The 7,569-nt window shown below is 48.0% G+C and carries 6 protein-coding genes; all 6 read left to right on the top strand.

The genetic code is table 11. The annotated features are described in order from the left end of the window. Positions 1-2,043 (top strand): VCBS repeat-containing protein (locus IH879_15975; protein ID MCH7676424.1); only part of this gene is annotated, 2,043 nt, incomplete at its 5' end. A 54-nt stretch (positions 2,044-2,097) separates the two neighbouring features. Continuing rightward, the gene (locus tag IH879_15980) at positions 2,098-3,312 is read left to right on the top strand and encodes an MFS transporter (GenBank protein MCH7676425.1); all 1,215 of its coding nucleotides are present in this window, start codon (positions 2,098-2,100) and stop codon (positions 3,310-3,312) included. A 189-nt stretch (positions 3,313-3,501) separates the two neighbouring features. Continuing rightward, positions 3,502-4,755 carry a Gfo/Idh/MocA family oxidoreductase gene (locus IH879_15985; GenBank protein ID MCH7676426.1) on the top strand — a complete coding sequence of 418 codons (1,254 nt, stop codon included), beginning with the start codon at positions 3,502-3,504 and terminating at the stop codon, positions 4,753-4,755. A gap of 30 nt (positions 4,756-4,785) precedes the next feature. Continuing rightward, a complete protein-coding gene (locus IH879_15990; GenBank protein ID MCH7676427.1) occupies positions 4,786-5,481 on the top strand; it encodes a DUF1080 domain-containing protein in 696 nt (231 codons plus the stop codon). Positions 5,482-5,554: 73 nt separating this feature from the next. Further along, the gene (locus IH879_15995; protein ID MCH7676428.1) at positions 5,555-6,976 is read left to right on the top strand and encodes a Gfo/Idh/MocA family oxidoreductase; all 1,422 of its coding nucleotides are present in this window, start codon (positions 5,555-5,557) and stop codon (positions 6,974-6,976) included. A 158-nt stretch (positions 6,977-7,134) separates the two neighbouring features. After that, the coding region (locus IH879_16000) for a hypothetical protein (protein MCH7676429.1) at positions 7,135-7,569 on the top strand (435 nt) is incomplete at its 3' end.

The raw sequence follows: 7,569 nt of genomic DNA on the forward strand, positions 1-7,569 counted from the left end.
ACCGAGATCGTCCGGCACATGCCCAGTGTACCGGCGGCCAATTATGCCTTTCATTCGAACGGAGATCTGACTTTCAAAAATCGGGCAACTGAATGGGGACTTGGCGATCCCGGTTTTTCCAGTGGCGCAGCCTACGCGGATTTTGATAATGACGGCGACATGGACCTTGTGGTGAACAATGTCAATGCTGCTGCTGCGATTTACAAAAACCTGTTGTATCAAGCTGACACCGATTCTTCACAGATCTCAAACTATCTCAAGGTGAGATTGGCCGGAGCAGGCTTAAATATATTCGGGCTTGGAGCTAAGGTGATTCTCCATTACCAAGACAAGATATTCTTCCAGGAGCTCATGGCAACCAGAGGATTTCAATCGTCGGTCGAACCGGTGTTGAATTTCGGGCTAGGAGAGGTCAACCGTCTCGACTCTCTGGAAGTGATCTGGCCAACCGGTGATTACCAGGTTTTGAAAGATCTGCCAGTCAATCAAACTATCACATTGAATCAAACTGACGCCAAAGCCGCTTATAACTATTCATCCCGGAGAAATGATCAGCGGATGTTCCTGAATATTTCCGAAGATGTGCAACTCGAATACTTGCATCAGGAAAATAGATTCATCGAATTCAACCGGGAACCGTTTATCCCGCATTTTTTATCGACGGAAGGCCCGGCGTGCGCCATTGCGGATGTGAATGGCGACGGCTTGGAAGATGTGTATCTCGGCGGCGCAAAACACCAGCCGGGCAAACTCTTTCTGCAAAACCGGCAGGGAGGATTTGAAGCAGCCGCCAATCCTGCGTTTGTCAACGACAAGGTGGGGGAGGACGTCGATGCCGCTTTTTTCGACGCGAACGGCGATGACCTGCCCGACCTTTACGTTGTGAGCGGCGGCAATGAATTTTTTGGCCGAGCGGAAGCGCTGCGAGACCGGCTTTATTTGAACGAGGGAAACGGCGCGTTTCGCAAAACCGAAGACGGGCTCCCGGAACTTTATGCAAATGGCGCCTGTGTGAAACCCGCTGACATTGACAATGATGGCGATATGGATTTATTCGTCGGCAGCCGCTCTTTGCCGCGGCTGTACGGTATCATTCCCGAAAGCTATTTGCTAATTAATGACGGCAAGGGAAAATTCACGGACGAGACGTCAGCGCGTGCGCCCGGCTTATCGAAGGTTGGCATGGTAACCGATGCGGTGTGGGTGGATTTAAACAAGGATACGTACCGGGATCTCATCGTTGTAGGTGAATGGATGCCGATCACCATTTTTCACAATTTGAATGGTGAATTAGTCGACGTCACCGAAAAATATGGTCTCGAAGGCACTCACGGTTGGTGGAATACCGTGGCGGCAGCGGATTTTAATCAGGACGGATTTGTTGATCTCGTTGCTGGAAATTTAGGATTGAATTCCATTTTGAAAACCGCGGGTAATAAACCGGTACGACTATTCATCAATGATTTCTCCGGGAATGGAAAGCTGGATCAGATACTCACTTATTTTCATGAAGGAAAAACTTATCCTCTGGCATCTGCCGAGCAAATGTTCATCAATATCCCTTCTTTACGCACTACATACCCGACTTACGCCGACTATGCCGGGAAATCATTGCAGGATATTTTTTCACGTGAGCAGTTAGAAGCGGCCACTGTCCGCACGGCAACTGAGTTTGGCTCTGTTCTATTGATGAATAATGGCGATGAAACATTCAATGTTGAACCACTCCCGGTTGAAGCACAGTTCTCCCCAATACATGCAATTTTGGTCGATGATTTTAATGATGATGGCTTTCAGGACATGCTGTTAGGCGGCAATTTCTACGGCGTGCCTCCGGATCAGGGAAGATATGACGCCAGTTATGGAAGTTTGTTGCTGGGTGATGGGACCGGAAATTTTGTCGCAGTGAGTCTTCAAACCAGTGGATTTGTCGCCTCCGGAGAAGTTCGGCAAATCAAGTCAATACAGACGGCTTCCGGTGAAACACTTGTGATGGCTGCTCGCAGCAATGATACCGCAGTGATATTTAGAAAGCGGGAATGATAAAAAAATTCATCGTAAATGAGTTAAAGCGGCAAAAAAGGTAAGGAGGAAAAGATGATTAAGGTTCGATTAATGACCATGATGTTCCTGCAGTTCTTTGTTTGGGGCGCATGGTACGTTACGGTAGGAAACTACATGGCGAAAATTGGCATGACGGATGAAATCTATTGGGCATATACAGTCAGTCCAATCGGCGCGATTATTTCACCGTTTTTTCTGGGCATGGTTGCAGATCGATTTTTTGCAACAGAGAAAGTGCTCGGAGTTCTTCACATCATTGGCGGAATCGCGATGTTAGCCGCGCCGTTTTTTGCCGAGGGAAGCCTTGCTTCCCCGCCTCTCTTTATCACGGTTTTGCTAATTCACATGCTTTGTTACATGCCAACAGTCGGGTTGGCCAATGCACTCGTTTTTCATCACATAAAAACGCAGGAAAAGGAATTTCCAATTGTCAGGGCTTTGGGTACCATCGGCTGGATCGTTGCCAACCTTTTGGTGAGCGGGATTCTTGGAGCAGATGAGACAGCGACTCCCCTGCGAGTTGCCGGGTTTTCGGGAATTTTGCTTGGCCTGTTTAGCTTTTCTCTGCCCCACACGCCACCTTCGGGAGCGGGGCAAAAAATCTCGTTAAGACAAATTATAGGTCTTGATACTTTGTCAAAATTTAAGGATAAACCTTTTGTTGTTTTCACTATCAGCTCATTGCTGATTTGTATTCCGTTGGCGGCCTACTATTCTTACGCGCCGGTACTTGTTAATGCGGTAGGGATTGCCAATCCAGCGGCCAAAATGTCTTTGGGCCAGGTTTCCGAGCTCGTCTTTCTTTTTCTCATGCCGTTTTTCTTTGCTCGTCTCGGCGTGAAAAAGATGCTTCTGGTAGGTATGCTTGCCTGGGTTTTACGCTATGTTTTGTTTGCCGCTGGAGCGCCGGATGCGGTGGTTTGGATGATTATGGGCGGTATTATTCTGCATGGCATTTGCTATGATTTTTTCTTCGTAACCGGACAGATCTATGTTGATAAAAAAGCAACTCCGGAAATTCGGGCTCAGGCCCAGGGATTCCTGGTCTTTATTACGTATGGGGTCGGGATGCTCATCGGTGCCCAGGTCACGGGACGGCTTTTCAATCAAATCGTAACCGGGTCTGGTTCCGAGGCCCTCGCGCAGTATCAATTGTTTTGGGTGATTCCTGCGGTTTTTGCAGCCGTCGTTATGCTGATGTTCGGATTTCTGTTTAACGATAAACTATCCTCAACGGAAAGTTCTTAGTATTTTTATGAATGAGATCTTCATAGACTTTTGCAAAATAGCTCACCTTGTCATTTCGACCAACGGGAGAAATCTGGTTTCGTGCCTATTCAGATTTCTCGCGGAGTTTATCTTGAGCTTGTCGAAAGGCTTCGAAATGACACTGAGTTAGATTTTGCAGAAAAATCTTCACATAAAAGGAGAACTAGTGTGCAGCCTTTAAAATTAGGAATAGTCGGCGCCGGGTTTGTTGCGACGTTCCATGCTCGGGCCCTTATGCAAGTTAGAAGCATGGAAATAGCCGGCATCACGAGTCGAACAAAGTCACGAGCTGAAGCGCTTTCAAAAATGGTTGAGGAAAACGGACTCGGGGAGGGAGTCGTTTACCAGAGCATTACTGAGATGGCCAACCATGTTGATGTCATTGCTATCTATGCGCCCAATTTTGTTCGGGTGGAGATGGTTGAGGAAATTGTGGATGCGGTAAAAAAAGGTGCGAACTTAAAGGGGGTAATATGCGAAAAACCGCTGGCAAGGAACCTAACGGAAGCACGTCAAATGGTGGATCTGATTCGCGGGGCAGGCCTCAAGACTGCTTACTTCGAAAACCAGATTTTCATGAAACCTGTTAGAGTGCAATTAGAGCAGCTTGCGCCGCAGCAGAAAACGATGGGACCTCTGATGTTGACGCGTTCTGCCGAAGAGCATGGCGGGCCGCATGAGCCGTGGTTCTGGGACCCCACAAAACAGGGTGGAGGCGTCCTCAGCGATATGGGGTGTCACAGTATTGCGGTCGGCTGGTATCTGCTCAATCCGATAGGAAAGCCGGAAACCTTCATGCAACCGATTTCCGTATCTGCGGACTGCGCCCTCCTTAAATGGGGATTGCCTGAGTGGCGTGAGAAACTGTTGAAAGAGCGTGGAGTAGACTACACAAAAACACCTGCCGAGGATTTTACCACCGGAATCATTACTTATAAAAATCCTGAGACGGGTCAGATCGCCAAAGCCCAGTTCACCAATTCCTGGATGTTTGAAAAACAAGGGCTGCGGCTTTTCATGGACGGAATGGGACCGGGTTATGCTTTTGAAATTAACACCTTGAATTCATCACTTGAAATTTTTATTGGTGATGCGGCAGCAGAGGCCGTGGCGGACGCAGAGACTGCTTTGGAAAAATCCACCGCCTCACGCGGTCTTTTGGCCGTGCAGTATAATGAGCCCGACCTCTACGGCTACACCGATGAAAATGAGGATGCCGCAAAAGCATTTCTTGCGGGTAAAGACGCTTCCTTGTCATGGGATTATGGCCTTGAAATTACCAGGTTGGTGATGGCCGCCTACATGTCTTCGGAGCGTCAAAAAACGATTGACCTGACCGATGCCAAGGTCCAGGAGGAACTTGAAACATATGTGCCTCTGATTCAACAAGGCAAAGGTGCGGATATCCTTTATACAAATTAATTCAAATTAATGCTTGATAAAAAAAGGAGGATGATAATGAAGAGCCTTGTTTTCGTCATTGGGTTTTCTCTGTTGCTTGTCAGCTGCCATTCCGGCAAGATGAAACTATCGGAAGCAGAGAAAAAAGCGGGTTGGAAATTTCTTTTCGACGGCAACACGTTTGATGGCTGGCGCAGTTTTCGAAAGGATACAGTACCGGATGGCTGGGTCATAACCAAGCAAGGAGAAATGTATTTCACCGGTGCCGGCAAAGGGGATATTATGACGACAGATGAATTTGATAATTTCGAGCTTCGGCTTGAGTGGAAAATTTCTCCCGGCGGCAATAGTGGTATATTTTTTCATGTTTCCGAGAACCGCGATTACTCCTGGCAAACCGGTCCTGAGATGCAGGTTCTCGACAACAAGGGTCACAAAGATGGAAAAAATCCACTAACATCGGCAGGTTCTAATTATGCACTGCACGCCCCAAGCAAAGATGTGACGCGGGAGGTCGGACTTTACAACGAGGCAAAAATTCTGGTTGAAAAGAATCATGTGGAACATTGGCTAAACGGAGTTAAGATTGTGGAATATAAGATCGGAGATTCCGAGTGGCAAATGTTGGTAGCTAAAAGCAAATTTGGGAAACTGCCGGATTACGGACGCTACCGCAAGGGTCATATTGTTCTGCAGGATCATGGCGATCAAGTCTGGTACCGGAACCTCAGAATTCGTCCTTTATAAACCCTGAAGGATTCCGAAAAACGCCGAAGCCAATCTAAAATAAAAAATATCTAAAGCATATGAGGAGTTAAACATGGAGCTAAAAAAGTCATCTAAAGTCATATCAAGACGCAACTTTTTGAAAACCGCTACCGTTGCGGCCGCAGGTATTGTCATCGTTCCACGACATGTTTTGGGAGGCCCGGGGTATATTGCGCCAAGCGATAAAATTAATTTGGCGATAATTGGCGTCGGTAGCCAGGGGACTGATGATATGAAGGAATTCCTCAACATTCCGGATGTGCAAGTGACTGCTGTTTGCGATGTCTTTGATGAGTTCAAAATCTGGGGAACTCAGACGGTTGGACGTAAGCCTGCAAAGCAGCTGGTCGAGAAGCACTACGGGGCTCAATCAACAGACGGTAATTACCAGGGCTGCGCTGAGTACGTCGATTTTCGCGATATGCTTGAACAGGAAAAAGATATTGATGCGGTAGCGATTGCCACCACGGACAACTTGCATGCGGTCGCTGCGATGGCGGCAATGAAGCGTGGGAAACATGTCTATTGCCAGAAGCCGTTAACTCATGATATCTACGAAGCTCGCATGCTTACCGCAGCGGCTCGAAAATTTGGAGTCGCTACCCAAATGGGCAATCAAGGGCATGCAGGCGAGGGCAATCGACTCATGGTTGAATGGGTGGCAGATGGCGCTATCGGAGAAATACGTGAGGCACACGTGTGGACAAACCGGCCTGCTGGCTGGTGGCCACAAGGGATTGACAAACCCACTAACTATCCACCGGTGCCGCCCGGCCTCGATTGGAACCTGTGGCTCGGTCCCGCCCGTTTTCGTCCTTACAACCCGGCGTATGTGCCGTTCAAGTGGCGTGGCTGGTGGGATTTTGGAACCGGCGCCTTGGGGGACATGGGATGTCATCTGATCGATACCCCGGTTTGGGCCTTTAATTTGGGTCATCCCACGAGTGTGCAGGCCAGCTCATCGCCTGTGAATGACGAAACCGGACCCTTAGCCTCCATTGTGCATTATGAATTTCCGGCCCGGGGCAGTATGCCGCCGGTAAAAATGGTTTGGTACGATGGCGGATTGATGCCTCCCCGTCCTGCTGATTTAGAAGAGGGACGGCGCATGGGTGACGATAGTGGCGGCGTGCTTTTGGTTGGAGATAAGGGCGCCATCATGTGCAGCACCTACGGGAATAATCCAAGGCTTATTCCCGAGACAGCTATGAAAGCCTACAAACGGCCGCCAAAAACCGTTCCCCGTGTTAAAGGGATTTATCAGGACTTTATCGAGGCCTGTAAAGGCGGCTCGGCTGCCTGTTCAAATTTCGATATTTCGGGTCTCTTAACAGAAATTGTGCTTCTGGGTAACCTCGCTGTTCGCTTACCGGCCCAGAAACTGCTTTGGGATGCCAAAAACATGAAAGTCACGAACGTGCCAGATGCAAATAAATTTGTCAAGCGGGAGTACTTTGCAGATTGGACTTTGTAGGCTGGTTGCAATCTGTCAAAACATTTAAGAGGTAGATCATGACCGGAAATTAGCGATAGCGGATTCCGTCATGTACCTCCAAAATTGCCGAGACCACTGCGTTTATTTGGACAACGAATTCAAATTTGACTCAAAAGATATTCACCAGGAGAAACCGAATGATCGGTAAGATGATTCTACGCTACAAAATCACAGAGAAACTTGGCGAAGGCGGCATGGGCGTGGTCTATAAAGCAGTGGGACGCTTCAAGTATGGCAAATACCCGAAGGTGGCAGAAGCCGTCCAGGTAACTCAAAGTGGCGGCACGGCGGCTTTTGAATCACCTGATGGCGAATGGATATATTATGCAAAAGAGTTGAAAATGAATGATGAAACCAGTATCTGGAAAGTTCCTGTTGCGGGAGGAGAAGAACATCAGGCATTAGCTTCCCTTTCTGGCTGGCCAAACTTTACGGTGATGAATGAGGGTATCTATTTCACACCGATACCAGACTCAAAAACAGGTAATATTATTCAGCTGTTCAGCTTTGCCACGGGTGAGATAAAGACTTTTATAGAACTGGAGGACTCAACATCAATATTTGGTATGGGT

This window comes from candidate division KSB1 bacterium (genome assembly GCA_022562085.1).
Taxonomy (GTDB): domain Bacteria; phylum Zhuqueibacterota; class Zhuqueibacteria; order Oceanimicrobiales; family Oceanimicrobiaceae; genus Oceanimicrobium.